The sequence below is a fragment of the Coprobacter fastidiosus genome, from assembly GCF_982245605.1.
The window spans coordinates 1-26,657 of the sequence record NZ_CEVCIF010000007.1 but is presented as its reverse complement, the minus strand read 5'-3'; the positions used below and the strand labels follow the sequence as shown (position 1 = coordinate 26,657).

22 protein-coding genes and 1 tRNA gene are annotated in these 26,657 nt (G+C 39.0%); 12 read left to right on the top strand and 11 right to left on the bottom strand.

Annotated features, from left to right (window positions below; all coding sequences use genetic code 11):
- The first annotated feature begins 400 nt into the window (after positions 1 to 400).
- From AC0UMU_RS03165 to AC0UMU_RS03155, 3 genes are read left to right on the top strand one after another with little or no spacing between them, the layout of a single operon-like run.
- Positions 401 to 1,636 (top strand): AAA family ATPase, encoded by a 1,236-nt coding sequence (locus AC0UMU_RS03165; protein ID WP_473979861.1) that lies wholly within the window; start codon positions 401 to 403, stop codon positions 1,634 to 1,636.
- A gap of 18 nt (positions 1,637 to 1,654) precedes the next feature.
- Positions 1,655 to 3,955 (top strand): hypothetical protein, encoded by a 2,301-nt coding sequence (locus tag AC0UMU_RS03160; RefSeq protein WP_302464147.1) that lies wholly within the window; start codon positions 1,655 to 1,657, stop codon positions 3,953 to 3,955.
- A 5-nt stretch (positions 3,956 to 3,960) separates the two neighbouring features.
- Entirely contained in the window at positions 3,961 to 4,242 is a 282-nt protein-coding gene (locus tag AC0UMU_RS03155; RefSeq protein WP_021970568.1) for a hypothetical protein, read from the top strand.
- 285 nt (positions 4,243 to 4,527) lie between these two features.
- Here AC0UMU_RS03155 and AC0UMU_RS03150 read toward each other — a convergent pair whose 3' ends face one another.
- The 4 genes from AC0UMU_RS03150 to AC0UMU_RS03135 all read right to left on the bottom strand — a co-directional run bounded on the left by AC0UMU_RS03150 (position 4,528) and on the right by AC0UMU_RS03135 (position 7,396).
- A complete protein-coding gene (locus tag AC0UMU_RS03150; protein ID WP_473979860.1) occupies positions 4,528 to 5,466 on the bottom strand; it encodes an ATP-binding protein in 939 nt (312 codons plus the stop codon).
- An 11-nt stretch (positions 5,467 to 5,477) separates the two neighbouring features.
- A complete protein-coding gene (locus tag AC0UMU_RS03145) occupies positions 5,478 to 5,633 on the bottom strand; it encodes a hypothetical protein (protein ID WP_181978941.1) in 156 nt (51 codons plus the stop codon).
- Positions 5,634 to 6,023: 390 nt separating this feature from the next.
- Entirely contained in the window at positions 6,024 to 6,380 is a 357-nt protein-coding gene (locus AC0UMU_RS03140) for a hypothetical protein (RefSeq protein ID WP_117694936.1), read from the bottom strand.
- Positions 6,381 to 6,805: 425 nt separating this feature from the next.
- Positions 6,806 to 7,396, bottom strand: a complete 591-nt coding sequence (locus tag AC0UMU_RS03135) for a Panacea domain-containing protein (protein WP_473979859.1) — start codon at positions 7,394 to 7,396, stop codon at positions 6,806 to 6,808.
- Positions 7,397 to 7,614: 218 nt separating this feature from the next.
- Between AC0UMU_RS03135 and AC0UMU_RS03130 the strand changes: the two genes are divergently transcribed.
- From AC0UMU_RS03130 to AC0UMU_RS03120, 3 genes are all read left to right on the top strand, one after another.
- Complete coding sequence (locus AC0UMU_RS03130) at positions 7,615 to 8,784, top strand: ATP-binding protein (protein ID WP_117694940.1); 1,170 nt, start codon at positions 7,615 to 7,617, stop codon at positions 8,782 to 8,784.
- 3 nt (positions 8,785 to 8,787) lie between these two features.
- Positions 8,788 to 9,438: a hypothetical protein gene (locus tag AC0UMU_RS03125; RefSeq protein ID WP_117694942.1), complete on the top strand. Its 651-nt coding sequence runs from the start codon at positions 8,788 to 8,790 to the stop codon at positions 9,436 to 9,438.
- Between the two features lie 534 nt (positions 9,439 to 9,972).
- A complete protein-coding gene (locus AC0UMU_RS03120; protein ID WP_235333126.1) occupies positions 9,973 to 10,518 on the top strand; it encodes a Panacea domain-containing protein in 546 nt (181 codons plus the stop codon).
- Between the two features lie 868 nt (positions 10,519 to 11,386).
- Here the strand turns inward: AC0UMU_RS03120 and dnaK are convergent.
- Positions 11,387 to 13,297, bottom strand: a complete 1,911-nt coding sequence (gene dnaK, locus AC0UMU_RS03115) for a molecular chaperone DnaK (RefSeq protein WP_009317642.1) — start codon at positions 13,295 to 13,297, stop codon at positions 11,387 to 11,389.
- A 635-nt stretch (positions 13,298 to 13,932) separates the two neighbouring features.
- On the opposite strand from dnaK, the gene mce reads away from it, so the two are divergent.
- The 5 genes from mce to AC0UMU_RS03090 are packed head-to-tail and all read left to right on the top strand — an operon-like array spanning position 13,933 to position 18,443.
- On the top strand, positions 13,933 to 14,346 hold the full coding sequence (gene mce, locus AC0UMU_RS03110; protein ID WP_009317641.1) for a methylmalonyl-CoA epimerase: 414 nt from the start codon (positions 13,933 to 13,935) through the stop codon (positions 14,344 to 14,346).
- A 17-nt stretch (positions 14,347 to 14,363) separates the two neighbouring features.
- Positions 14,364 to 15,917 (top strand): acyl-CoA carboxylase subunit beta, encoded by a 1,554-nt coding sequence (locus tag AC0UMU_RS03105; protein WP_022601414.1) that lies wholly within the window; start codon positions 14,364 to 14,366, stop codon positions 15,915 to 15,917.
- 23 nt (positions 15,918 to 15,940) lie between these two features.
- The gene (locus AC0UMU_RS03100; protein WP_022389582.1) at positions 15,941 to 16,828 is read left to right on the top strand and encodes an OadG family transporter subunit; all 888 of its coding nucleotides are present in this window, start codon (positions 15,941 to 15,943) and stop codon (positions 16,826 to 16,828) included.
- Between the two features lie 18 nt (positions 16,829 to 16,846).
- Positions 16,847 to 17,278 (top strand): biotin/lipoyl-containing protein, encoded by a 432-nt coding sequence (locus AC0UMU_RS03095; RefSeq protein ID WP_022389583.1) that lies wholly within the window; start codon positions 16,847 to 16,849, stop codon positions 17,276 to 17,278.
- Between the two features lie 4 nt (positions 17,279 to 17,282).
- The gene (locus AC0UMU_RS03090) at positions 17,283 to 18,443 is read left to right on the top strand and encodes a sodium ion-translocating decarboxylase subunit beta (RefSeq protein ID WP_122304677.1); all 1,161 of its coding nucleotides are present in this window, start codon (positions 17,283 to 17,285) and stop codon (positions 18,441 to 18,443) included.
- A 230-nt stretch (positions 18,444 to 18,673) separates the two neighbouring features.
- Here AC0UMU_RS03090 and AC0UMU_RS03085 read toward each other — a convergent pair whose 3' ends face one another.
- Entirely contained in the window at positions 18,674 to 19,159 is a 486-nt protein-coding gene (locus tag AC0UMU_RS03085; protein ID WP_261797412.1) for a pentapeptide repeat-containing protein, read from the bottom strand.
- A 259-nt stretch (positions 19,160 to 19,418) separates the two neighbouring features.
- Here AC0UMU_RS03085 and AC0UMU_RS03080 point away from each other — a divergent pair, with 259 nt between their 5' ends.
- Positions 19,419 to 20,378, top strand: a complete 960-nt coding sequence (locus tag AC0UMU_RS03080; protein WP_009317635.1) for a glycosyltransferase family 2 protein — start codon at positions 19,419 to 19,421, stop codon at positions 20,376 to 20,378.
- Between the two features lie 13 nt (positions 20,379 to 20,391).
- On the opposite strand, the gene AC0UMU_RS03075 is transcribed toward AC0UMU_RS03080, so the two are convergent.
- The 5 genes from AC0UMU_RS03075 to AC0UMU_RS03055 form a co-directional block, all read right to left on the bottom strand.
- The gene (locus AC0UMU_RS03075; RefSeq protein WP_009317634.1) at positions 20,392 to 21,813 is read right to left on the bottom strand and encodes a lipopolysaccharide biosynthesis protein; all 1,422 of its coding nucleotides are present in this window, start codon (positions 21,811 to 21,813) and stop codon (positions 20,392 to 20,394) included.
- 109 nt (positions 21,814 to 21,922) lie between these two features.
- Positions 21,923 to 22,012 (bottom strand) — tRNA-Ser (locus AC0UMU_RS03070).
- 495 nt (positions 22,013 to 22,507) lie between these two features.
- On the bottom strand, positions 22,508 to 24,109 hold the full coding sequence (gene pckA / locus AC0UMU_RS03065; RefSeq protein WP_009317633.1) for a phosphoenolpyruvate carboxykinase (ATP): 1,602 nt from the start codon (positions 24,107 to 24,109) through the stop codon (positions 22,508 to 22,510).
- A 174-nt stretch (positions 24,110 to 24,283) separates the two neighbouring features.
- On the bottom strand, positions 24,284 to 25,723 hold the full coding sequence (locus AC0UMU_RS03060) for an MFS transporter (protein ID WP_009317632.1): 1,440 nt from the start codon (positions 25,721 to 25,723) through the stop codon (positions 24,284 to 24,286).
- Positions 25,724 to 25,802: 79 nt separating this feature from the next.
- Entirely contained in the window at positions 25,803 to 26,471 is a 669-nt protein-coding gene (locus tag AC0UMU_RS03055) for a bifunctional 4-hydroxy-2-oxoglutarate aldolase/2-dehydro-3-deoxy-phosphogluconate aldolase (RefSeq protein ID WP_022390456.1), read from the bottom strand.
- Between the last annotated feature and the right edge of the window lie 186 nt (positions 26,472 to 26,657).

Below are 26,657 nucleotides of genomic sequence, written 5' to 3'. Positions count from 1 at the left end.
AACAGTACAGCAGAGCTTTACACTTTGGAGTGGTTTCGATGCTCAGGAACGAGTCCACATTCTGATTATGAACAACAAGAATGCCAATTCTTAAAATTTGAGCAAAAACCTCATAAATTACAACTATTTTATCAAAAACAAGTATATAAAACGTTGATATTCCGCCAAATCAGCACAATCCTGTCATGCTGTCAGTCAAAACTGCCACTGTCAGGTTGGCGTGTTATTTTCTGACAATTTGTCTTCTTTTTGAAGAAAATGCAAAATTTTTTGTGCGAACAAACTAAAATGCATATATTTACAAGCCAAATTTGAGTAAAAATCACAAAATGAAGTTATGATAACAAACTTTATCGTAGAGAATTACCGTTCGATAGACGGAGAAATCAGATTGTCGTTCATGGCTGATACAGGCATTAAGGACATGGACAACAGGGGATATACCACTGTTGCAAACACTCGCGTTCTTAACGCCAAGGCTTTCTATGGAGCCAACTCTTGCGGTAAATCAAATGTGTTCAAGGCTGTTGGAATGATGAGGGGTATCATTATTCATTCAGTGAGGCTGAACGATAACGAAACGTTACCGTATGATGCCTTTCTCCTTTCGGATAAGGAGGCGAGACCAACACGGTTTGAAATGTCATTTGTGGATGGCACCGACAAGTTTACATACGGTTTCAGCTACACTGCGAAACGGATAGAAGAAGAATGGCTGGTAGCAAAATTCCCCAAGCGATCACTGAAGACACTATTAAGACGCAGCCAAAATACAATTGAGATTGATGAGCAGAACTACTCGGAAGGTTTGTCAATAAAAGAAGGCACTATTCCACTGAACAATAACAGGTTGTTCATTTCGTTAGCCGCACAATTGGGAGGCGAGATATCGAAACGAGTGATAGAATGGTTCAGAACAAAGCCTAGCGTGATTTCCGGTTTGCGAGATAATGACTTTTCGCGCTATACTAAGGAGATACTTCATACCAGGACTGATTATAAAGATGAAATTTTGGACTTTATCAGCAGTATGGATGTGGGGTTCCGTGAAGTAACCACCGAACAAGAGTATATTGACGAAAAGATGCTGCCCAAAGGTCTGCCCGCAGAAATTGTGGCATCCCTAAAAGAGCATCCACCCATTGTTGCCTATGCCAAGCATAGCAAAATAAACGCAGATGGTGAGGTTGTTGGGATGGTTGATTTTGACATAGAAGAAAGGGAGTCGGATGGTACGAGGAAACTGTTTAATCTTGCCGGGCCTATTGTTGACACCTTACGGCAAGGGAAATCGCTGTTTGTGGATGAACTGGATGCACAGTTGCACCCGCTGTTGTCGCGACGTATTGTAAAACTCTTTAACTATGCAGAAACGAACCCTCACGGAGCCCAGCTGATTTTTACGACTCATGATACTAACATGCTGTCAAAGAAATTGCTGAGACGAGATCAGGTGGTCTTCGTAGAAAAGACGGCAAAAACGAGCTATTCTACAAAACTCACACCGATGATGAGTATAACGCTGGACAACGGGGCAAAGCCTAGGACAGATAGCAACTACGAGAAGAATTATTTGGAAGGCAAGTATGGTGCAATTCCATACTTTGAGGATGAATTTAAAGGTTGTAACGAATAGAGAAAGGAGGCGAATACCATGCAGCCAGTGTATATTGACTTACATATCCACACCTATCCCAATGCGAACGACCGTTCGACGGACTATGATGTTGTGACGCTGGTGAGGAAGATTGAGGAGTACAACAATGATGAACCATTCCTAATAAGCTTTACCGACCACAACACCATTAACAAGAAAGCATACCTAGCAGCCAAGGCTATCGGAGTTAACCTACTGTTGGGTGCAGAACTGCACATCAAGAACCACGATGACGTAGAGGCGTTCCACTGCCATATTTATTTCAACATGGATGTGACAGAGGAAAACATTAAAGCGCTGAACGAGATCTTGGACAAACTGTATACAAACAAACTGCCATGCAAAACCGACCAGTCAATACCCGACATACAGAAGGTAATTAATGCCTTCGATCCATTTGAGTTTATGCTACTGCCACACGCGGGTCAGAAGCACGGACAGTTCAACTACTCACTGCATGAGGGGGAACAGGTAGATAACGCCATCAGCCGCAGTATCTACTACAACCAGTTTGACGGCTTTACTGCGCGTGAGGACAAGGGACTGGAAACCACACGAGAGTATTTTGCCAAATTGGGCATAGCGGAGTTTGTGAACCTGCTGACCTGCTCAGACAACTATATTCCTAGCCGCTACCCGGAACCGAAATCGAGCGAGGCTTCGCCTTTCGTGCCTACGTGGATGATGGCTGAACCGACATACGACGGCGTGAGGTTGTCACTCTCGGAGAGCTCGAGACTGTTCTACCAAAAGGAAAAGCCGCAGATACAATGCGACCACATAGGTAAGGTGAAGTTGTCAAACGAGCTAATAGACATTGACGTAGAACTGACAGAAGGACTTAATGTGGTGATAGGTGGCTCTTCATCGGGCAAAACGCTGTTTGTGGACTCGATGAACAAATTCTTTGAACAGGATTTGCAACATTCGGAATATGCTAAGTTCAAGGTGGAGAACATAGACGTAAAGAACCCGTCGGAAATTCATCCCTACTACATTCACCAGAACTTTATAGCAGATTTGGTGAACAGGAATGATGAAGCCTCGATAGACGAGATTCCCATCCTGAAGAAAGCATTTCCGAGCGACGACAACGTGAAGCGCCAAATCAGCAAAACGCTGGCAGATCTAAAACGCATAGTGGATGAGATGCTACTCTGCGTGGAAAATATTGAGAAGATAGAGCGTTGGCTGAAGGACATTCCACATCCCGGTAAACTGATTACGAAGGGTAAAGTGGAGGGAAACATTTTCCAGCCGCTGATGCCAAAGAATGATGAAGAGGAGAAATGCGCCTATTCAGAGGAAGACTACAATGCCGACGTTGAAAATATGGTGGCTTTGAAAAAGTTTGTAGATGAAAATCCGTTTACAAACAATATCAGCAAGGAGGTAGAGGTTATACTGAAGGAGCTCGCTAAAGCTAGAAGGGGTGCTGTGCTATTTGAAAATGTGGCCGCACTGATAGCGACGCGCAAGGATGAGAAGGACGAAGAACTGCAAACAAGGCAGGGACAGAACCAGAGCAACTTACAAAACCGCAGGAAACTGATACAGCACCTTCGTGACTACGTGAAATACAGCCGTAGTTTTGCTGAGCAGAAAGTGAAACTGACCGAGATGAACAGGTCGTTTACCACTAAAGAAGTGAAGGCCACTGGGCACACGCTGTACATAGAAAACACGTTCAAATTTAACGAAGGAGTGTTAATGGAGGTGCTGAACAAGTATCTGAACCACCACTTCAGGAATATGGACGATGTGGTACCGAAGAATATGTATCAAACAAAGTTCAAACAGCGTCCGAGGGTGAGCTCATATAGGGAATTGGGTGACTTTATCTATGAATACCTTCGGAAAAACGACCATACATCGTATAAAATCGTGTCTTCGGATGGCAGGAATTTTTACGAGATGAGTCCTGGCTGGAAGTCGGCTATCCTGCTGGACTTGATACTTGGCTATGATGGCGGCAATTCACCTATCATCATTGATCAGCCGGAAGACAACCTAGCTGTGAAGTATATCAACGAGGCGCTGGTGCAGACCATCAAAAAGGTGAAGTACAGGAAGCAAGTAATATTGGTGAGCCACAACGCCACCATTCCGATGATGGCTGATGCTCAGACCATTGTGCTATGCAAGAACGACGGAAAGAAAATCACAATCCGTTCAGCATCGCTGGAAGGTCAGATTGGAAAAGAGAAGGTACTGGACCTGATAGCAGACCAGACCGATGGGGGCAAGGCATCGATCAAGAAAAGAGTAAAGAAGTATAACCTGAAAAAATTCAATTAAGCGATATGAAACTGGTATTCAATAAAAACGAAAATGGTGATGTATCGGTAACCATGTTTAAGGGCACCGCAGAAGCGCAATTCTCCTATATCGAGATGATTAAGGCACTCTTGGCTGGTGAAGCACTAGACCGTGATTATGATGAAAGCATCTCTAAGGAAGAGCAGGCGCAAATAAACGACGTGTTGAAAGAGATAGAGAATACAGCAATAGAAACCATGACAGAGAACACGGATATTGAACATGACAAAACGGAGAGCGATGAGGACTTACCGTTTTTGAAGTAACATACCAAGGATGATTATAATAACGAAATACAAAATTTATAAATTGTTTTTGTGACCAAAGAAATGTCCAATACACATAACATTTAAAGTTTTTACTTGTAAGTGATCATGATAGATTATAATCTACGCACTGTCATACTTTTTTATGGTTTTATAATGTTAAAAACATTAAATCTTAATTCTTTCAACAATCCTTGGATTTTCCCTTATCACTTTTCTATTGTTTAGTTAAAAAGCGTTAATAATCAGATATATACAAATTCTGTTTTTATTATCTAAAAAGAATTATACATTAGTTTGCAACCATAATTTAAACAGCGGGTCTGTAATGGTATATATACCTCCCCGTTGGGTTTGAGATGTTCTATCTATAATTTTCCGGTCAGCCATCAGTTTGAGATATGGGGATATCTTCCCGTTATCTTGACCTGTCATCTGACGGATCTCCTGCAGACTGACTCCATTTTCAAGCCTTGCAATAGCCGATAAAATTCTTTGAATCTGCACTACATAGCTATCATACTTTGCCTGATAATAGAAAGAGAAATAGTCTAAAAGAAGCATTATATCCATTTCGGGACTTGCAGAATCTTCAATAATCTTTGCGGCAATCTGTAAAGAACGTGGTGTCTTAGGCAAGTAAAACATCAGGTTTTCCAAACGTGTCATATCCGCCTCATACCCTACGAACATACTATAATCAGTGACGACAAGAGGTCGTATATAAGAGATCTTAAATCCTTCGAAGAAAGCAGACTCATAACGGGTGAATGCCGGCAGCACCTTGTCGGCTGTTGCTATCAGAATAGGTGCACCAGCTTTATTGAGCTTTCCCCTCAAATTATACTGCTCAGTATTATCACTCCTCTCGAAATAGTACTGGACATTGTCAATCAACAAGACAATCCTGCAAGAATCGCCCTGCAGTGAACAAAACTTCCATATATCATCAGTTGAGAAAAGGCTTTTTCCATCTATAAAAATCGGCTTAAGCCATTTGGCACTGTTCTCTATATTGAAATACATCCTTTTGAGCAATGAGGTCTTTCCACTCCCTTTTTCACCAATAATCAAATTGGGCTGTGCGATTTTATCCCTGTCCTCCTTTAACAAATAGTTGAAGATGGACGTAAAAATATCATTGTTTATGACAACAGCCTCTTCCTTTATCCCATTGCCAAGAGATAAAGGAGGCTGATGCAATATGCTGGTACTTGTATTCATCTATTTAATCATTAAACAAACCTGTCAAACCAATAATCCCTCAAAAGCGGTGAGCGGAATATACGCAAAGCGTCTTTCTTCATAATGTATTCAAGAACTTTGCTTAAAGTATAATCAACAGCCTCAATCTTTGAGGCATCCTGACCTGTCATCAAAATGTTGAGCATACCTTCCCTTTCTATATCCTCCGGTAGAGTGGCAAGTAGCTTCAGAATCTACCGGGCAGGAAGCTCGTATTCACCATATTCGACTAGTCTCTCAGACCATGTGCTCAAATAATTCTCTAAATATAACCTACGATAAGCTGTGTCGATATCTTCCAAAGTCATCTTGTCCTCATAGTCTTCTACCTATTTTGAGAAATAGAATAAGGGGATGTTCCAATACGAATACTCAACAAACTCATCGCTCATTTCAATATTTTCAGACCTACAAAACCGCAAAACAGCCAATGGATTTTAGTTTTGCTAACCCGTAGGGCTTATAAGCCAGTTGAGGATAAAGTCCACTTTTTCAGTTCTGTCTTCACCCGTGCTGAGAATCTCCAGGAAAAGAGTCTATTCATCAACGACAATAAATATGTCTTCATCGTGCCTGATTAGCTCCTTCAAGAAATCTTCTTGGTCTTCTTTTTTCCAAAAATCAAATTGAACAGGACCGAGAGAAATCTTCTCTATCCTTTCCAGTACTGAAGCCAACCCTTTGGACATTCCTTTAGCTACCTGTTTCCAAATACCATTTTTGCAGAAGGCTTCAATTACAAGGTTAAGAAAACCATCTTCTGTGATTGTTTCCTCCAGGTCGATATAAACACATTTCCACCTCTGATTCTTTTTCTCTTCTATCAGACTTTTGCCAATGAAGACTTGCAAATGCGGCGAGGTACGGACAGTAAAAAGAATGGCTACTATCAAGCTGTCTGTTTACCTTGCGGATTTCCTTTTCTCTTCCGAAGAAGTCACCATATTCTGCCAATAGACCAATCTTATCTGATCTACACATAGTTTTTCAGATTTATCCGCAAAGATAAATATCTAATTAATAAAAAAATATTTTTATAGAAAATTATTTTTATAAGTTTATGGCCATGCAGTTCATTTGTCCGGACGTATTCATTAAATATGAACACAGGTAAAATGATGAAGCAATAAATATCGTCATAAAAAGTGAAAAAATCGGGTATATACAAAGAATTTCTTAAGTTCACAAATGGTATTCCACTGGGATTAATCTGCAGTAATCATTATTAAAAATTATATCTAAATAGCTTTACATACTTTGAAAAACGCAATCTTGCTTTCTGAACAAAAAAGGACGAAAAAACAACAAATCACTTTCCTCAAATATGAGATTCAGTATTTAAGAGATTAGCCGTCTGTCGTATATTCAAACTCTCACGATAATCCTCTGCTGCACAATCAGTCATTTCTTCTGTAAAGTCAATTTGCTGGTCGGAATTGTTGCATTCATATTTATTGAATGCCTCCAATAATCCAGTACGTACTGCTGTCCGATACCAAAGAGTACCTTCCTTATGGGTTTCCGAAAACAAATCAGATGCAGTCATATTTCCATATTTTGCCAATATCTCGTCCATCATCTCGATTTCACATTCTGAGAATTCATTGTCATCAAAATCGGCTATTGCTTCAATGAAAGTACCACCATCCTTAAAATCAGTTTTTACGAAATTTTTCAGAAGATACGGACTGTCAGAAAGATCGACGAACACATCCTTTGCTACAGGACCGATCTGCCATACTTCAAACGGTATGCCTATGAACGGGATATGATATTTCAGTGCCATACGTTCCTCCATCAAATACAAAAGTCTAAGTAGTTGTGTCTTGCTGAGATTAGATTTTTTACGCGCTATATACACAATCGTATTACCAAGCTTCTGTTTAGTATATTCAGAGAATTTACACATAATCAATGTATTTTGGTTACAAAGATAGCTTTAACCTTAAAACGGACAAGAAAACAAGCAATTAACTGTACAAATGTACGTCGACACATGTGGTCAAATAAACAATAAAACAGTTTTAGATAGAAGCGAACAAAATAAATATTGAAAAATCAGCCTTCACACACCCGTAATCCATTAATTATCCGTATCTTTGCCTATTAGAAAGCAACTTCAAAATCATGAAAGAATCTATAATCATAAAGAACTTAGGCCCGCTTAAAGAAGTGGAAATAAGAGATATCAAGCCACTGACCGTATTTATCGGTAAGTCTGCCAGTGGTAAGAGTACAATCATGAAAATTATTGTACTTATGAGATATATCTATAAAATGATAAACATCCGGTCGTATCTGAAAAATGCGAAGATTACCCGTTCGCCATTCAAACTACGTTTCAACTCTCTGCTTCAGGACGGCCTGGAAAGCATGATAACGGTAGAAACCGAGATATATTATACCGTAGAAATAAACGGGAATCAATATACCCTGTCCTATACCAACAAGACTTTGCAGTCGGACATCAACATTCCAAACAACGACCTGGTATTCTTCAAGGAATCGTATATATCAGAAACACGAAGCGTAATTCCTACATGGGCATCCAAAGTGGCTACGCTTAAAGGGGCAAGCCTCGGCTTCTTCTTTCACGAGACATTCAACGACTTCAACAACGCGACAGATGTCATCAAAGAACAGCAACTGGACTATCTGAATCTGAAGATGAAAGTCCAGAAGTCCGGCAATAAGCCTAAACAGTTTATGATAGAGTCATTACAGGAAGGCACCAAACCTGTGGAACTGAGATATGCTTCTTCCGGTATTCAGACATCTGCTCCATTGGTCACCATTGTTCGCTATTTTGCAAAAGAATTCTCATTCAAGGATGCTTTCAAGCGCTCTGTGCTGGACTATCTGTACAAACAAGACAGACTTGAAAAATTCACTCCCCAAATCAACCAAAGCGATTTGGAGAAGTATGTGCATATCCATATAGAAGAAGCTGAACTGAGTCTTGATCCAGAGGCACAGAGGGCCCTCATAAGCAATCTTATTGATGAAGCGTTCCACAAAAACAATGAAGACCGCAAGCTGGGGCTGATGATAGCCACACACAGCCCTTATATCGTAAACCATCTGAACGTACTGCTTCGTGCCGGATACTTTGAAAAGGCAAGGGAAAACTATCCATTCCTGGAAAAGGATAATATTGCCGTATATCGTGTACATGAAGGCACTCTGACATCTCTGATGGCAACGGATAACGAAACGGAAGAGTATGTAATCAATACCTACGACATGTCCGACACGATGGAAAGAATTTTTGACGAATACGAAAGCATGGAGGAATAATGTATGGACAGCGCACTGATTGACTTCCTCAAAAAGGACTATCCCGCACATTTCGGACAGGAATGGAAAGAAGACACCATGCAAGTCCGAAGAGAACAACGGCCTAAAGGCAAATTCGAAATACGAGACGGACAACTGCAAATTGTACAATATACAGGTAATGGCGTATCCGTCATTAACAACAATTCGGAAACAGATGTAGAAATCATAGATTTCGAACACTATATAAACATCTTTCGCGATACAGATGCCGGTATGGGACGTAAATGTGACTTTATCATCAATCCGATAGCCGGATATGATTTCATCATATTCAATGAGTTGACTGAAAGCGAAAAACAATACATCATGCCTTTCACTTCTCCCAAAACAGGGGAAGAAAAGGAAGGAAAACTGGCATACGCAAAAAAACAACTAGAAATCTCCATTGAAAAATTCTATAGCGTAAACAACTTTTTGGACGACTATGAAAAAAAAGTGGCTCTTTTTTCATGCCGACTGACAGATACGAGACCTAATGGAATCATGTCAAAATCATTACGGGCTTTCCGAAAACCACAGAAAATATTCGCCAATATCCGGGCTCATGAGCTACTGATACATGACTTTGTCTTTGAACAGAGAATATACGATAACGAGTACAAAGTTTGCTAAAAATAACAAGAAATACTCTGATAGTTATCAGAGTAAACCATATATACAGGAACAATGGATGGAGAAAAGACAAGAATATCCAGATTCTAAAGTGTATTGCCTATCTGTAACTGAGACCACCCACTAATAAAAGGACTTATCAGTTTGGAAAGTATCGCTTATGTAAAAACTAAGGACATCATTCTTGCGTTTATGGCGGTTTATGAATTGCCGAAAGCATTATATTCTTCTCTGATAAATGAATGAATTAAATCATAGGAAAAGTCCAATCTAATAAAGATACCAGTAATGAAACAGGAAAGACTTTGAGCAGTTGAAACAGAAAGTGATTATAATGAATATGTTATAAAAGCATTCTATATCTCATGATTGTCGGCTAGTATGGTTGCGCCCTGCTCAAATATCTGCATAACAAAACATTTAATTTGGAAGGAAAAAAGAGAAGAAATAATAAAAGGTTGGCAGTCTATTCCAATGAATTATCATCTAAACAGAAATATTAGTTACATTTTGCCAATTATAGATTTGATTAAGATGAAAGAAAAGATACAAATAGCTAAAATGAGAGCGGTATTACTATATATCATGCAAAGTTTCCCTCATGGAGTAGAGTTTATAAAGTTATTTAAAATACTTTATTTTGCTCAGCAGGATCATCTTCTCAAATATGGGAAAGTGCTTATAGAAGACTCTTTTAAGGCATTGAAGCATGGCCCTGTTCCTACCTACATTTACAAGGCACTACAAATAGCAGAGAGAATGCAGCTGGAGGGTAATTTTGATGAATTTCTTATCAACATAAAAGTGCATGACAAGAAGGTTTATACTTCTGCCACACCTGATATGGACTACATTTCAGGCTCAAACAGGCGTTGTCTAGATGACGCTATTGCCCAATATAAGGACATAACTTCCGACATGCTACATGACTCAGCATGGGAGGAAGTCATGACGTGCATTCCGGATGCTCCTCAAAAAAATTGTATTACTATTATAGACATAGCAAGAGCAGGAAAGGCAACAAAGGAAATGGTAGACTATATCCGCGAAAAACAGATAGTAAAAAATGCTTTATCCTAAAATTTGAAGACGTAAATTAGACTGAGGTAGTGCCTTTAAGCAATAGCGATGGCTTTGTCCTTTCAGTACTAGATAAATCTTCCGTCGTCTAGGTATTCAACTTTATAACACTTGCAGCCCGAGATTCAGCAGTTGCTGTCTTGCCACACCACTTTGGTCTTGGATCTGCTCCGTACCAAAAGCTTCGAGTCTCAAATCAAGAATCTAGTCGCAATTCTGTCAGATATTTTATCTCCTTCATAGCTGACTGCGAAAATGCACAAAAAAGCAATCACAAATTCACCAGTTAAAATACTCAATCCGCAGCATAAAATGTAAAGACACGCTATAACTAATTAAACATAAATAATTACAGATAAAAATCAATAAACAACAAAGACTTATCAGATGCATATATGAAGCTATTAAGCTAGAAAATAAGTAATATTTGATTAGAAATTAGAGAACAATCTGATTTTATTTCAGCAATTCTTTGATGAGAAAATATGAAAACTTATAACTTACTGTTATTTAAGTATTTATATATTCATTTGTTGCACATTATCTACTAATTTGTTGCGGTACAAATATGGTACTAATAAGTGAATTACATATATTTTAGGAACAATGAATCAAAAATGTATCCCAATATTCGTTTTCAATATTGATAAAGGAAAAACCACTTGTGTATATCCTTGATTTTCAGACTATATATTTTTTAAGTGTCACATTATCTACCATTAAGTTACGGTACAAATATGGTACATTTATACCATAAAAAACAATAAACATAGATAGAAAAACACCAAATATAAAAACAAAAAAAGGTGTGGAATCGTCTGATTTCCACACCTTTTCTTATGGATGTTTATTGTTTATTTATCGTTACTTACTTGACTTCCTCAAAGTCAACATCGGTTACGTGATCACCGTTGTTGTCATTGTTCGGAGCTGATTGTTGCTGCTGTTGAGCGCCAGCTTGTTGCTGTGCTCCTCCTTGTTGAGCATTATACAAATCTTGGGCTGCCGATTGAAGGGCAGTGTTTAATTCGGTTGTTGCCGAATCTATGCCGACCATGTCTTGAGATTTGTGAGCTTCTTTCAATTTAGAAAGAGCACTTTCGATAGCAGACTTTTTGTCAGCCGGTATTTTATCACCCATTTCACTCAACTGTTTTTCAGTTTGAAAGATCAGAGAATCTGCGTGGTTCAATTTGTCGATACGTTCTTTTTCTTTAGCATCAGCATCGGCATTTGCTGCAGCCTCTTCTTTCATCCGTTTGATTTCTTCTTCTGTCAAACCGCTTGAAGCTTCGATACGGATGCTTTGTTCTTTACCGGTTCCTTTATCTTTTGCAGATACGTTCAATATACCGTTGGCATCGATATCGAATGTTACTTCGATTTGAGGAACACCACGCATAGCAGCGGGGATTCCATCGAGATGGAAACGTCCGATTGTTTTGTTATCTTTTGCCATAGGACGTTCACCTTGCAGTACATGTATTTCTACAGAAGGCTGATTATCTACGGCGGTAGAGAATACTTCCGATTTACGTGTCGGAATAGTCGTATTCGCATCGATTAATTTCGTCATGACGCCACCGAGAGTCTCGATACCTAAAGAAAGCGGGGTAACATCCAACAACAATACATCTTTGACATCTCCTGTCAATACAGCACCTTGAATAGCAGCACCGACAGCAACGACTTCATCGGGATTTACACCTTTTGAAGGAGCTTTGCCGAAGAATTTTTCGACGATAGCCTGTACTGCCGGAATACGAGTAGAACCACCGACAAGGATTACTTCATTTATATCAGAAGCACTTAATCCTGCATCTTTCAAAGCCTGACGACAAGGTTCGATAGTCGCCTGAATCAATTTGTCTGCCAGTTGTTCGAATTTAGCACGGGTTAGAGTTTTCACCAAGTGTTTGGGCACTCCGTTCACAGGCATAATATACGGCAAGTTTATCTCAGTAGAAGTCGTACTCGATAGTTCGATTTTCGCTTTTTCAGCAGCCTCTTTCAGACGTTGTAAAGCCATCGGATCTTTGCGTAAATCTACGCCTTCTTCTTTCTGGAACTCATCGGCGAGCCAGTCGATGATAACATGGTCGAAGTCATCACCCCCAAGGTGAGTATCACCGTTTGTGGATTTTACTTCGAATACGCCGTCTCCTAATTCGAGGATAGAAATATCGAATGTACCTCCACCTAAGTCGAATACGGCGATCTTCATGTCTTTATTAGCTTTATCGAGCCCGTATGCCAAAGCTGCGGCAGTCGGCTCGTTTACAATACGTCTTACGTTCAATCCGGCGATTTCTCCGGCTTCTTTAGTCGCTTGACGTTGAGCATCGTTAAAATATGCCGGAACGGTAATAACGGCTTCGTTTACTTCCTGGCCTAAATAGTCTTCGGCTGTTTTTTTCATTTTCTGAAGAATCATAGCCGAAATTTCCTGAGGAGAATAAAGACGTCCGTCAATATCGATTCTCGGAGTATTGTTTTCACTCTTGACAACCTTATAAGGAACACGAGCTATTTCGGAAGCTACTTGATCATAAGTTTCTCCCATGAAACGTTTAATGGAGAAAATCGTACGTGTAGGGTTGGTGATCGCCTGACGTTTTGCCGGGTCTCCGACTTTACGTTCACCTCCGTCTACGAATGCGACAATAGAAGGAGTCGTTCTACGACCTTCGCTGTTCGCAATAACAACCGGTTCTGAACCTTCCATAACGGAAACACAAGAGTTGGTTGTTCCTAAGTCTATTCCAATAATTTTTCCCATCGTAATTATTTTTTTAATTGTTTATATTCTTGATTTTAATTTGTATCGTTTGTCTGATCGGAGTATTGATTTATCCGTACCTTTTAAACGGTAGCACAAGTAGTGTATCAAATCATGTGCCAGAAAAAATGAGTTTATGTTTCCATTTTTTTGTCAGTTTGTACGGCTATTTTACCAAATATTTGTCATATTTTTCTGTCGAATTGGCAGAATTTAAGTAAAAAATAAATTCTATATTCATTCTTTCATCAGGGTTGACCGGATAGATTTCTAACAAATTCGGAAAGAAATAGTTTACACCGGAACAGCCTGTTTTTTAATTTGGTATTTGTCGTGAAAATCATTTACGATATGTCGGACGGAACTGATATGGAAATGTTTTAAATCACGAGATTGAGATTAACGGATAAACGCTTTTCTGAAGTCGGTGGAATCGGAAAGAAGTCTTGGACGTATTGAAAATAAGAGAAAGTCGGTTTTGTATAGATTTGTAACCATATTTATTTATGGAAATATTTCTTTATATGGGTTTATTCTTTTATATTTGTCGGGAATGGTCCGGGATTTCGTTCTGGAAACCCGGTTTCTTTATTCTTATTTATATTGATTAAATTGACTAATTAAATTTTTATATTATGAATTTGACACATATCGAACATTTGGGGATTGCTGTGAAAAGTATTGAAGAAGCTCTTCCCTATTATGAAGGAGTTTTAGGGTTAAAATGTTATTCGGTAGAAGAGGTTGCCGATCAGAAAGTAAAAACTGCTTTTTTTAAAGTCGGCCAGACTAAAATAGAATTGTTAGAGCCTACCAGTGAAGATAGTACGATTGCGAAGTTTATCGAGAAACGGGGAGAGGGCATTCATCATATCGCATTTGCCGTAGATGGCGTAGCCGATGCTTTAGCCGAAGTGGAAAGCAAGGGTGTGAGACTTATCGATAAAGCTCCTCGTAAAGGAGCGGAAGGGTTGAATATAGCGTTTTTGCATCCGAAATCGACTTGCAGCGTATTGACCGAACTGTGTGAAGATCCAAATAAAAAATAAACAATAAATCCATTACCATGAGTAATCAACTTGAAAAAGTGAAAGAGCTGATCGCTTTGCGGGAACAGGCTCGTTTAGGAGGGGGAGAGAGACGTATCGAATCTCAACATAAGAAAGGTAAATATACGGCTCGCGAACGTATTTCTATGCTACTAGACGAGGGCTCTTTTGAAGAAATAGATATGTTTGTGCGGCATAGAAGCGTAAATTTCGGAATTGACAAAGAAAGCTATTTGGGCGATGGCGTAGTGACCGGAACGGGAACGATTGCCGGACGTCTGGTGTATGTTTTTGCACAGGACTTTACCGTGTTCGGAGGTTCTCTTTCCGAAACTTTTGCTATGAAGATATGTAAGATTATGGATCAGGCCATGAAGATGGGTGCACCGGTAATCGGGATTAATGATTCCGGTGGTGCTCGTATTCAAGAAGGGGTTAATGCTTTGGCTGGATATGCCGAAATATTTCAGCGGAATATTTTGGCATCTGGGGTCATCCCTCAAATCTCAGGTATATTCGGACCATGTGCCGGAGGATCGGTATATTCTCCCGCTCTTACCGATTTTAATATTATGACTCGTGGTACTAGTTACATGTTTCTTACCGGACCGAAAGTCGTAAAGACTGTTACGGGTGAAGATGTGACTCAAGAGCAGTTAGGCGGGGCAAGTGTGCATGCTACAAAATCGGGAGTGGCACATTTTGCGGTAGATACGGAAGAAGATGGATTGAAGTTGATCCGGCATCTGATGAGTTTCTTGCCTCAGAATAATATGGAAGAACCGCCGTTGGTAGATTGTGAAGATCCGATAGATCGCCTTGAAGATTCGTTAAATGATATTATACCGGATGAGCCGAATCGTGCTTATGACATGTATGAAGTAATCGGAGCGATTATCGATAATGGCGAGTTCCTTGAAGTGCATAAAGATTATGCACAAAACATTATTGTAGGTTTTGCTCGTTTTAACGGCCAGTCGGTAGGTATTATTGCTAATCAGCCCAATAAGATGGCCGGAGTACTTGATATAAATGCTTCTCGGAAGGCCGCCCGTTTTGTGCGTTTCTGCGATGCTTTCAATATACCTTTAGTAACTTTGGTAGATGTTCCGGGATTCTTGCCGGGAACGGGACAGGAGTATGGCGGAGTAATTTTACATGGTGCTAAGTTATTATATGCGTATGGTGAGGCTACCGTACCTAAAGTGACCGTTACATTACGTAAATCTTACGGAGGAGCTTATTGTGTGATGAGTTCTAAACATTTGCGGGGGGATGTCAATTATGCATGGCCGACTGCTGAAATTGCCGTTATGGGTCCGTCCGGAGCAGTAGAAGTGATATTTGCTAAGGAGGTAGCAGCTTCGGAGAATCCTGCTGCTACGGCTGCTGAAAAAGAGGCTGAATATAAAAAAGTTTTTGCTAATCCTTATAATGCAGCCCGTTACGGTTATATCGACGATGTGATCGAGCCGCGCAATACCCGTTTCCGTATTATTCGTGCCTTGCAGCAATTACAGACGAAAAAGTTGACTAATCCGGCAAAGAAACACGATAATCTGCCATTGTAGTAACTCTTAAAAATTTGAGAAGTATGGTAAAACGTAGTATAGGAGTATTGCTGCTGGTTTTGGCTTCTGTGTGTACTGTAACAGCGCAATCGACTTCAGCTTTGCGGATCAACGAGGTGTTGACGAATAATGTAAGCAATTATGTCGATCCTTTTGGTAATCGGGGAGCTTGGATTGAGATTTATAATTCTTCTGCCGGGACAGTGCAGATGGCGGGTTGTTATATTACTAATGATAAGAGTAACCCGAAAAAATACATGATCTCTAAAGGAGATCTTAAGACAAAGATAGGACCTCGTCAGCGTGTTCTTTTGTGGGCGGATAATCTGACCCATCATGGAGCATTTCATACGAATTTCGTATTAGAGCCGAATAAAGAAAATTATATTGGTCTGTTCGATGCAAGTGGTAAGAATCTGATCGATGAGGTCATTGTTCCTCCTCTGGGACCTGATGAGAGCTATGGTGCTCCGGTAGATGGGAGCAGGGAATTGAAAATACTTCCGCATCCTACACCTGATGCGGCAAACTATGTAGAAAACAGCAATCCGAAAGTAGATAAATTTGCAGAAAAAGATCCGGATGGCGTTGCTATGTCATTGACGGCGATGTCTGTTGTATTTCTCGCTTTGATACTTTTATATTTGGTATTTAAGCAGATTGGTCGTACGGCCGTTTGGATGAGCGCCAAACGGGCAATGAAAGCTAAAGGAGGAGATTTGAAGAGTGCTAAAGAAGAAGCAGATATCCCGGGAGAAGTTTTGGCTGTGATATCGTTGGCTTTATATGAGTATATGGAGGCAGAACATGATTATGAAGAAACTATTCTGACGATGAAGCATGTTACGCGCCGTTATTCTCCGTGGAACTCTAAGATCTACGGCTTGCGTGAATTACCTACAAAAAAATAACTCAGAAATTTTATACACATGAAAGATTTTAAATATAAAATAAACGGTAATCTTTATAAGGTAAGTATTAATAGTGTAGATGAGTCTGTTGCCGAAGTGGAGGTAAATGGAACTCCTTATAAAGTGCAATTGGATAAACCTGCAAAAAAACAAATAAAACCGTTGACTCGTCCGCAAGCTGCTCCTGTGACTCCTACCGGAGAGCCGGTGGTGAGCCGCCCGGTAGCTTCTACAACGGCAGGTGCTGTCCGCACTCCGCTGCCCGGTGTTATTCTCGAAATATCGGTTAAGGTTGGAGACACGGTAAAACGCGGTCAGAAAGTGGCGATTCTTGAAGCTATGAAAATGGAGAATGTCATTAATGCCGATCGGGATGGAAAAGTAACTGAAATAAAAGTAAACAAAGGAGATTCTGTACTCGAAGGTGCGGATATTCTGATTATAGGATAAGCGTATGGGTGGGGAATTTTTAACATTCTTAAGTGAGAATATTCAGGAGTTTTTCACTTATACCGGGTTTGCCAATTTTGAGATGGGAAACCTGATAATGATCCTTTGCGGTATCCTTTTTATTTATTTGGCTATTGCAAAAGAGTTTGAACCGATGTTGCTTATTCCTATCGGTTTCGGTATTTTGATCGGAAATATTCCTTTTAAAGATGCCGGATTGCAGGTGGGGATTTATGAAGAAGGCTCGGTGTTGAATATCCTTTATCAAGGAGTGGTGCAGGGATGGTATCCTCCTTTGATCTTTTTGGGAATCGGTGCAATGACCGACTTTTCGGCTTTGATATCGAATCCTAAACTTATGCTTATAGGAGCTGCTGCTCAATTCGGTATTTTCGGAGCTTATGCGATTGCGTTGATGATGGGATTTGAGCCCAATCAGGCAGGGGCGATCGGTATTATCGGCGGGGCTGATGGACCTACTGCAATTTTCTTGTCTTCAAAACTTGCTCCTAACCTTATGGGTGCTATCGCTATTTCAGCCTATTCCTATATGGCATTAGTCCCGGTGATACAGCCTCCTATTATGCGTTTGCTGACGACTAAAAAGGAAAGGCTTATCCGGATGAAACCTCCTCGTGTCGTTTCTCAGACGGAGAAGATAATTTTCCCTATTGCAGGTTTGCTGTTGACTTGTTTCTTAGTGCCTTCGGGCCTTCCTTTGTTGGGAATGCTATTCTTCGGAAATTTATTGAAAGAGAGTGGAGTAACTCGTCGTCTTGCCGAAACAGCACGTGGACCGCTGATCGATGTCATTACGATTTTGCTGGGTGTTACGGTAGGTGCTTCGACTCAGGCATCGCAGTTCTTGACGATGGACTCTGTGAAAATATTCGCTTTAGGTGCTTTGTCATTTGTAATTGCTACGGCTGCCGGAATTTTATTTGTTAAGTTTTTTAATCTGTTTTTGAAAAAAGGAAATAAGATCAATCCGTTGATCGGAAATTCCGGAGTATCGGCTGTGCCCGATTCGGCACGTATATCTCAGGTAGTAGGGTTGGAATATGATCCGACTAACTATTTGTTGATGCATGCTATGGGACCTAATGTTGCGGGAGTTATAGGTTCTGCTGTTGCAGCCGGTATTTTGTTGGGATTCCTTGCATAAGGCATATATTGTATAGAAAAAAACAGGGATTTTACCAAAAGTAAAATCTCTGTTTTTTTAGAGTTTGTTCAAATTTTTATCTGGAGATAAATAATGATGATTGAGACAGAGGGGGTGAGAATTGATTATAATTAGGGGAGAGAGTCAAAAAAGCATTTTATTACAAGTGGAGTGGATTGGAAAAAGAAAACATTTCCATAAAATTTAAACAAGACACTTAATTGGTAGGGTTATTCGATTATAATTCCGTATCGCTCTAATAATCCTGGAAGTCCGTTGAGGGAAAAACGAGCGCCTTTTAATCGGTTTGTTTCTGGATTGATGGAATAGTAATTTGATGTGCGGAAGTCGGCTTTCTCCAAATTTGCGTGATCGAATATTGCCCTGTATAAGTTGCACTCCTGAAAAGATGCGTTGGTTAAATCTGTCTCGGTGAAATCGGCTTCTTGCAGATCACATTTATTGAAACAAGCTTCTTTTAACTTGAGATTATAAAAAACAGATAGTCGCAATGAACAGTTTTCGAATCTGAACGAAAGGAGAAAACGACGGCACTCATTGAATTGAACTCCCAGAATCTTACATCCGAGAAAGTCTATTTCGCTTAAAGTCGTATTGTTCATTTTGGATAAGCTGAGGTCGCAGCTTTCGAATTTGCATTCTCTGAAAATTTTATGGGATAGGTCACAATTATGAAATATGCAATTCTTAAAAATGCATTGTTCATATTCGTTGCAGAGAGGAGTTTCATTAAAGTTGATTCCGGAAATCAGTTGACCAAAGATATATGACTCTATAGATTGAGAATTTTATATTTTTATCATATATGAGAATAATCAGATCAAAAGTAAGAATTTTATAAAAAGAGTTCTTTGTTATGGATAAAAAGAATAGGTAATGTTTGTGGAGTTTAGAAAATATTGATGGTTATTTATTATTTGATTATATTTGTTTATCCGAAAAAAAGATGAATTTATGAGAAAACCTGACGTTGCAGTTATAATTCCTGTTTATAATACAGAAAGGTATTTATCACGTTGTGTTGATAGTGTAATTGCTCAGACATTGGAAAATATTGAAATTATACTTGTCGATGATGGTTCTTCTGATAATTCCGGTCAGATTGCAGATGCATATACACATAAAGATTCCCGAATAAGAGTTTTTCATCAAAAAAATATGGGAGCTGCTGAAGCACGACGTACAGGAATAAGGATTTCTATTGCAAATTATTTGTTTTTTGTGGATTCTGATGACGAAATACTTTCGACGGCTGTAGAAACATTGTATCATCATTGTATAGATAACAATCTCGATATTGCTTATGGTGCTTATATGAGGATTTTATCTCAAAAGCAATATCCGGTTTACCATCCTTTTGAAAAGATTCTGTCGGGAGAAGAGTTTTTATCCTATATTTTGGATTTAAGATCTATATGCGGTTGTTTCTCTATGACTCGTCGCGATATTTGGCATGATGATGTGTTTACTGATAGCAATATTAAACTTCCGAGTGAAGATGTATTGATGAATATCAAACTTTCGAAATATGTAAATCAGGCCGGAATATTTAATGATATTGTTTATAAATATTATTGTATCGATACATCGTTGTCGATAACAGGAAAGCTTAGTAATCAGATTCTTTGGAAACAATATTTTGAAATTATTCGAACCGATTTAGAGAATAGAGGTCTATATGAGAAGTATGAGAAATCGGTCCGTATTATGGAGATCGACAGATTAGCATTTTATTTATCACGTGTCGATAAAAATGATGATTGGGTAAAGCAAGTTCTTCATTGTGATTCTTCGGATTTTCCTGTTAAGACACGAGTATTAAAGATGTTGCTTCGTTATCCGGTATTTTGTACTTTTTTTATTAAAGCAAATCGCTTTGTTAAAACTAAAATAAAAGCTATCTCTAATGTATAATTCTACAGGCAGGTTATGTGAAGTGATGTAGTTTCTGAGATATTTTGTTTAGAAGTTTTTTAGGAATAGCTATAATTAATAGAGATAACATGATTGTAACATAAATAATATCTTGCCACCATATATTGCATATATGGAAAGCAATTGAGCTTATTACGGTTATGAAAATCGGAATCCATGTCAGTCGATATAATTTTAGCTTAAAGTAGCGTCTCATGTCGTGAAGACGATATGCTAAAAGTACTCCGTATGTTACTATCGATGTTGTTATTACTCCATATATGCCGAATTTTTGTACCATGAAGTAATTCATAACAACATTTACAATTGAAGCTAATATGATAGCAGGTAGTGTGCGTGCTGTATCACGTGCACATTGGTAGCCCATATCAAGAAATGCCGCTATTGCGAAAAGCATGGTTGAAACCCCCATGAGATATATGTAGTTCACACTCTCTTGATAACTTTTGTCGATAAGCCAGAAATAGTTTAGTTTAAGACCAAATGAGTAAAGTAGTAAGATGATCGAAAGTATATATATATAGCCATTGAACATGTCGGAAAAGAATTTATTCCGATCTTTGCTTTCATATTGACGGATAGCGGTTTCTTGCCATGCTTGATAAAAAATTGTTACTAAAGTTTGCAATATAGACGTGAAACGCAGTGCTACTGCATATATTCCGTTATAACTTAATCCTAAATAGTGTTCGATAAAAAAACGGTCGCTGCTTCCGGTAAGCCACCAGCATATCACTCCGGGTAATAACGGAAGAGAGTATTTCAGTATATCACGTTTCAACGCACGGTTTTTTATGTTAAAATGAAAATAGTTTGCTATAATCTTTATTCTCATCTCTATATAAATAAGGGCTACTATACGTGCAAGAATATTGGCGAGAAATATTCCTGTGATTCCCATATTTAGTAATACGACAAATAGGATACTGAAAATTCCTATGCAAAAGGATGAAATAATTCCGGTAGTAACAAAAACTTTTGTGTATCCTAATCCTCGTGTTACTTGTGTAATTACCTCATAAAAAGACATTACACATAGCAATAATAAAGAATACCATAAATATTCGACTTTTATGAAAAATGAAATGATTAAAGCTATTATTGCGGAGATCGATATGGATGTGATTAGCGTGCGATATACGAAGGATACTATTTGAGCTTTGTCTCTTTTTGTATTGCAATCAAGAAGGAATCGGAAAGCGCCGTCCCTTAATTGCAATGTCACGAACGGGATAAAAAGAAAGATTACGGTAAGGCAAATATCATAATATCCGAATTCATCTGTATTCGTAATATAGTGTGTATATAGCGGCACAAGCATAAATGTGATCAGCTTTGATCCTAAATTGCCTATCGCATAAATGCCTATATCCTTTAAGAATTTATCTATCCGGTTTTGGGTATTGCCTTTCAATATCGTTTCGATGGTTTATTTACAAAAATATTGATTTTTTGTTTAGTTGAGAAATATTGAATGTCGTTTTAATACAAAAGCCTGTAAATTCAATTTACAGGCTTTTGTATGGCGGAAGGAGGGGGATTCGAACCCCCGGTACCCTTACGAGTACGACAGTTTAGCAAACTGTTGGTTTCAGCCACTCACCCATCCTTCCTTAAGCAGCATGAGTTGCTTTCGTAATGCTGTGCAAAGGTAGTACTAATTCTTAAATCTCAAAATTATTTCAGACAAATTTTATTTTCAGATGTTGTTACTTTTCCTTTGATAAAAGAGCTTTTTGTCTGTATATGAGTTTCTTGTAATTTGTTTAAAATTTTGTTCATGATATTGAGGAACTGTCTAAATTTTGTTAACGGATCAGTAGTACTCTGTATTGAGTATTTTTTTATTTCACATTCTTTGCCGACAAAACGGATAAATTATTCAGGAAAAACGATTGAGATTAGTTTTTAATATATTTATCGATGGCGAGTTTATTGTAAGGAATGATTGTTTGAAAATGTAGAGGACAGACTTTTCAATAAAAATCCCTGTCAGATTCAGCCAATGAGAAATCCCTGATACCGTGAGGAAAACTCTCTCACTTAGACATTGCTTGCGGGATTCCGGATTAGAAGACGTTTGACAGGGAATATGAAAAAAGAGTTTCTTATTTCTTTTCACGTTGAGGGCCGAACTCTATCAATGCTTCGGCTTCGGGTGTTGTGGCATATTGCACAAAGTTGTCGGCATATTTATTGGCCAGAGATTGTGCTTTTTTACTCCATTCTTCGACATTAGAGTAAGTATCTCTCGGATCGAGGATTCCAGAGTTTACACCCGGCAGTTCGGTCGGTATGGTCAAATTGAGAATAGGAATATGCTTGGTCGGGGCTTTTTCAATATCACCCGAAAGTATTGCATCGATAATAGCGCGGGTTTCCTTGATCGAAATACGTTTTCCCGTTCCATTCCAACCGGTGTTTACAAGATATGCCTTGCAATGATGATCTTTCATTTTTCTGGCTAATACAGCAGCGTACATCATTGGATGCACGGTTAGGAACGCTTCTCCGAATGCAGGGGAAAAAGAGGGTTCTGGTTCGGTAATACCTCGTTCTGTCCCGGCAAGTTTTGATGTATATCCGCTGATAAAATGATATTGTGCCTGTTTTTCATCAAGTATTGATACCGGAGGCAATACACCGTATGCATCTGCCGATAAATAAATAATTTTGGAAGCATGCCCGGCTTTCGATGGCTCTACGATGTTGTCTATATGATAAATGGGGTAACTGACACGAGTATTTTCCGTAATTGACTTATCTGCATAATCGATACTTCCGTCGGCGTGTACGGTAACATTTTCCAATAAAGCATCTCTTCGTATTGCGCTCCAGATTTCCGGTTCGTTTTCTTGACTTAGGTTGATTACTTTGGCGTAGCATCCTCCTTCAAAATTGAATACTCCGTTATCGTCCCACCCATGTTCGTCATCTCCTATCAATAGACGCTTCGGGTCGGTTGATAAGGTCGTTTTCCCAGTACCGGATAATCCGAAAAAGAGAGCGACATCTCCGTTTAATCCGACATTTGCAGAGCAGTGCATAGAGGCTATTCCTTTTAACGGCAGATAATAGTTCATCATGCTGAACATCCCTTTCTTCATTTCACCGCCATACCATGTTCCCCCAATGATCTGCATACGTTCTGTCAGATTGAAAACAACGAAGACTTCGGAGTTTAATCCTTGTTCTTTCCATTCGGGATTGGTAACTTTAGAACCGTTGAGTACGATAAAATCCGGTTCTCCGAACTCTTTTAACTCTTCTTCGGTCGGACGTATGAACATGTTCTTCACAAAATGTGCCTGCCATGCAACTTCCATAATGAAACGGACTTTTAACCGAGTGTCTTTATTTGCTCCGCAATATGCATCTACGACATATAGTTTTTTCTTATCGGATAGTTCCTTAATTACGAGCTGTTTCAACTCATTCCATATTTCAGTGGAGATCGGCTTGTTGATTTTTCCGTCCCACCACATGGTATTTTCTGTCGTTTTATCTTTAACCGTATATTTGTCTTTAGGTGATCTTCCCGTAAACTTTCCTGTTTTTACTGCGACAGCACCGGTGTTGGTTACTATGCCTTTTTCATAACCGGTGAGTGACGGATCGGTTTCTGCTTTGAAAAGTTCATCGTATGAGGGATTATAGATGATTTTTTCTACATTCGTAATTCCGTATTTACTTAAATCTATTTTTACCATATTCCTGATATTTTTTAGTTTTTATTCTTTTGTGCAATTAAAACATCTGTTTGAGGATATTTGTTTTGTAAGTATATGGTAATAAATATCAAATAAATACATAGGGGGATATTATAAATAAAAAAATCCCGGCAGATTCCGGGATTTTTTATCGGGTAAAAACCTTGTATATTTTTATAATTCAATCGGTTTGTATTTCGGTACGAGAGTTTTCATAACGATCCAGCCGATCAAATATGCTACGGCGCAGATGCAGAAAATAATGAAATATCCAGCCGGTTTACCTATAAATCCCATGAATTCCATTTGTATTTCATCTGCATATACAAATAGGTTACCCGCACATTTCTGTAAGATCATAGATCCTACACCTCCTGCCATACCGCCGATACCGGTGATAGTAGCAATTGCACTTTTAGGGAACATATCGCCTACGGTGGAGAAGATATTGGCAGACCATGACTGATGTGCTGCACCTCCGATTCCGATCATAATTACAGGAAACCAAGGAGAAATTGTACCTAAAGGTTGGGCTAATAATACAAGTAACGGGAAAAATGCAAAAATGAGCATAGCTTTCATACGAGCAGCATAAGGATTCATCCCGGTTTTATTGATAAATATGGTCGGTAATTTACCGCCGTAAATAGATAACATCGTGATGGCATAAAGTGTAAAAATCAAGGCCATCCCTAATCCTTCGGATGTTTTAATTCCGAACTGAGTATTTAAATAAGATGGTGTCCAGAAAAGGAAAAACCACCAAACTCCGTCTGTCATGAATTTTCCGAAAGCAAAAGCCCATGTCTGTTTATAAGAAAAACATTCCAAAAAGCTCATTTTGCGGGCTTCCTTCAGTTCTTCGACGGGAGTTACATCTTGATCTTTATCCTGTTCGATATATTCTAATTCTGCTTTATTTACAAATTTACTTTTAGAAGGAGCGCTGTACATAAATACCCAGAATCCCATCCATACGAATCCGAGAGCACCGATGATAATAAAAGACATTTCCCATCCCCAGATTTTCGCCAATACGGGAATGCTTAGCGGTGCAATCAATGCTCCGATCGAAGCACCTGCATTAAAAATAGATGTTGCATAAGCGCGGTCTTTTTTAGGGAAATATTCTGCTGTTACTTTAATCGCTGCAGGGAAGTTTCCGGCTTCACCTAATGCCAATACGCATCTGGCGGCAAGAAAGCAATACATGCTTATCGTTGCGATAATAACTGCGACATCTCCAGTTGCGCTCATTAGCTCGGCGGCACTATGCAATCCTACGTATGATTCGGTGATGATACCGCATACAGCATGGAGACATGCTCCGGCCGACCATACACCGATAGACCATAAATATCCTTTTTTTGTTCCCATCCAATCGATAAATCGACCTGCGAATAACATGCATATCGCATATACGATTGAAAATACGGATGTGATAGTTCCGTAGTGTGATTCATCCCAATGGAATTCGGGCTTTATGAACTCATCCCACGTTAATGATAATACTTGTCTGTCGAGATAATTGACAGTTGTTGCGAAAAATAACATGGCGCAGATCGCCCATCTGTAATTTGTCATTTTCGCGGCGTTTTCTTGTAATCTACTCATTATTTGTTCTGTTTTTGTGTTTTTCAAATGAAAAAATACTTTTCCGATAAAAGAATCGGAAAAGTATTTTTATATGTGTTTATCTGTATTTCTTAATAAATGCCAGTGCCTCTTTGCATTTATTTGTGATGGCAGCCCAGTCTTTTGCTTTTATGATGTCTGCAGGGAAGAGGTTCGAGCCCATACCTACGCATGTAACTCCGGCTTTGACCCATGCCGAAAGATTTTCTTCGGTAGGTTCTACAGCTCCGGTAACCATAAGCATAGACCAAGGCATAGGAGCTTTTACATTTTTTACGAATGATGGACCTCCGACGTTTCCTGCAGGGAATACTTTACAGAGATCACAACCGACTTCCTGTGCAAATCCGATTTCAGATACCGATCCGCATCCCGGAGTATAAGGGATAAGACGACGGTTACAAACTTTTGCTATTTCAGGATTAAATAACGGACCGACAACAAAGTTTGCTCCCAATTGTATATATAAAGATGCTGTTCCCGGATCGACGATAGAGCCGATTCCTAAGATCATTTCAGGACATTCTTTTGCTGCAAATTTTACTAATTCCGCAAAAACATCTTGGGCGAAGTCTCCGCGATTAGTAAATTCGAAAGCTCTTACTCCGCCTTCGTAACATGCTTTTACTACGCTTTTTGCAATCTCAACGTCTTTATTGTAGAACACAGGTACCATACCTGTAGAGGCCATAGCGTTGAGTACCTCTATTTTTGAAAATCTTGCCATATTATTTTTGTATAAAACGAAATAATAATTGAGAAGTGATTTGGTAAAGGACTTCTCTATATTATAAAAATGGAAACCTGTTTAGATAATCTTTTATCGGAAAATTTAGACAGGTTTTAAGTAATCGCATTTTATCTCGACACTCTACCCGAAGCATCACCGCTCATCAGTTTCTCGACTTCTTCT